The sequence below is a fragment of the Actinosynnema sp. NPDC023658 genome (assembly GCF_040639995.1).
In the GTDB taxonomy this organism is placed as follows: domain Bacteria; phylum Actinomycetota; class Actinomycetes; order Mycobacteriales; family Pseudonocardiaceae; genus Actinosynnema.
This window is the reverse complement of sequence record NZ_JBFAAX010000958.1, coordinates 1-2,062: the sequence shown is the minus strand read 5'-3', so window position 1 is coordinate 2,062 and position 2,062 is coordinate 1. Positions and strand designations below refer to the sequence as shown.

At 73.5% G+C, this 2,062-nt stretch carries 2 protein-coding genes and 1 pseudogene; 1 reads left to right on the top strand and 2 read right to left on the bottom strand.

Annotated elements, in window-relative coordinates; translation table 11 throughout:
* Together AB0G02_RS36905 and AB0G02_RS36900 are read right to left on the bottom strand one after the other, a co-directional pair.
* A partial coding sequence (locus tag AB0G02_RS36905) for a LacI family DNA-binding transcriptional regulator (RefSeq protein WP_360804147.1) occupies window positions 1-615 on the bottom strand: 615 nt, incomplete at its 3' end.
* 109 nt (window positions 616-724) lie between these two features.
* Complete coding sequence (locus tag AB0G02_RS36900; RefSeq protein ID WP_360804144.1) at window positions 725-1,384, bottom strand: TetR family transcriptional regulator; 660 nt, start codon at window positions 1,382-1,384, stop codon at window positions 725-727.
* Window positions 1,385-1,473: 89 nt separating this feature from the next.
* Here AB0G02_RS36900 and AB0G02_RS36895 point away from each other — a divergent pair.
* Window positions 1,474-1,977: pseudogene (locus tag AB0G02_RS36895) on the top strand (FAD-dependent monooxygenase); the annotation flags it as partial.
* Window positions 1,978-2,062 lie beyond the last annotated feature (85 nt).

The window sequence follows — 2,062 nt, the reverse complement described above, 5'->3', positions numbered from 1 at the left end:
GGCGCGGAAGCCGTCGAGGCGGGCGCGGCAGCACAGGAACTCCGACGGACCGTTGACCCTCGCGATGCGGCGGTGGCCGAGCCCGATCAGGTGGCGGGTGGCGACCAGGCCACCGTTCCAGTTCGTCGCGCCGACCGACGGGATCGGGTGGGTCGGCTCCCCGGTCGGGTCGAGCGCCACGAGCGGGATGGCGCGGCTGCCGAGCTGCGCCAGCTGGGCCTCGCTGAACTCGGCGGAGACCGCGACGACGCCGACCGGCCTGCGGGCCAGCATCTGCCGCGCCCACGCGCTCTCGGGGGTGTGACCGCCCTGCATCTCGGTCAGGGTCACGGCCAGGCCGTGCGGGCGGACCGCTTCCTCGACGCCGCGGATGATCTCCAACGCCCACAGGCTGTCGAGGGACTGGAAGACGACCTCGACGATCGGGACCGCCTCGGTCTTCTCGTTCTTCTGGAAGCCGTGCTCGCGGATCAGCTCCTCGATGCGCCTGCGCGTGTCGCTGGAGACGCCACGACGGCCGTGGATGACCTTCGACACGGTGGAGGCGGACACCCCGGCGAGGTCCGCGATCCGGGAAACCCGCACTTCATCCCCCGAGCGCCCACGGACAGCCACACCGGGCAGCCTACGCGAGGTGGCGGGATCGGCCGATGGTGACCCGAAGCGCCACCCGTCCCCGGAATCGCGGTGAGCGCCGGGGGTGCGACCCGGTCCCGGCGGGTGCTCACCGGAGCCCGGCGATGCCCGCCAGGATCAGGTCGACGCCGTCGAGGAACTGCACGCGGTCGTCGTGGTCGCGCAGCTCGGCCGCGACGGCGCGGGTGAACGGGTGCTCGTCGGGGTCGAGGTCCGCCCACGCGGCCGCCACGGCCTCCAGGTAGTCGGTCCGGTTCGTGGTGTCCCGCAGCGTCCGGGCCAGCGCGGCGTTCTGGGCGCCGCCGCCGAGGACGAAGTGCAGCACTGCGGACGCCGCGGTGAACCAGGCGGACGGGGGGACGTCGAGCGCCCGGACCTGCTGCCCGACGCGCTCGAAGATCCGCAGCACCGCGGGCTGCGTCGGGTCGGCGGAGAGCTGGGCGCCGACCCAGGGGTGCGCCTCGATCGCGTCGAACACGCCGAGCGCGACCGCCCGGACCACCTCCTGCGGTGTGCCGGTGACCTCGGCGGTCATCGCGGGGGCGAGGACGGCGTCCGTGGCGGCGGTGAGCAGCTCGTTCTTGTTGGCCACGTGCCAGTAGATCGCGCCGGGACCGGTCTCCAGGTGCGCGGCGAGCGCGCGGAAGGTCAACCCGCCCTCGCCCTTCCGGTCGAGCAGCTCGACGGCCGCGCCGACGATGCGTTCCCGGGAGAGTGCGTCCTCGCGTCGCTCCGGCCTGGTCGTCATGCACCCCATCTTGACATGTCTGGAACGGTGTTCCAACCTAGAGCTCTGGAACGCCGTTCCAGACATCTCCCGACAGCGAGGGGTCCACCATGGGCACATCGGTCACGATCATCGGCGCGGGTCTCGGCGGGCTGACGCTCGCCCGCGTCCTGCACGTCCACGGCATCACCGCCACCGTCTACGAGGCCGACGCCTCGGCCGGGGCCCGCACCCAGGGCGGCCAGCTCGACATCCACGAGCACAACGGGCAGCTCGCGCTGAAGGAGGCCGGGCTGTACGACGAATTCCTCGCCCATGTCCGTCAAGGCGCGGAGGCCGCCCGGGTCCTCGCCCCGGACGCGACCGTCCTGCTCGACCAACCCGACGACGGCACCGGCGGTCGGCCCGAGGTGCTCCGCGGCGACCTGCGGCGCATCCTGCTCGACTCGCTCCCGCCCGGCGCGGTCCGGTGGGGGCACAAGGTCACCGCGATCCGGCCGATCGGAGACGGCAGGCACGAGCTGGTGTTCGCCGACGGCTCGACCGCGACGACCGACCTGCTGGTCGGCGCGGACGGCGCGTGGTCCCGCGTGCGCCCGCTGCTGTCCGACGCACGGTCCGGGCGAAGGTGCGCAGCGGCAACTCCGGCGGCCCGTTGGTCGACCCGCAGGGGCGGGTGATGGGCGTGGTGTTCGGCGC

Bases quoted from the DNA above. Each gene is read 5' to 3' on its own strand.
- AB0G02_RS36900 (WP_360804144.1), bottom strand. From the start codon at position 1,384: ATGACGACCAGGCCGGAGCGACGCGAGGACGCACTCTCCCGGGAACGC.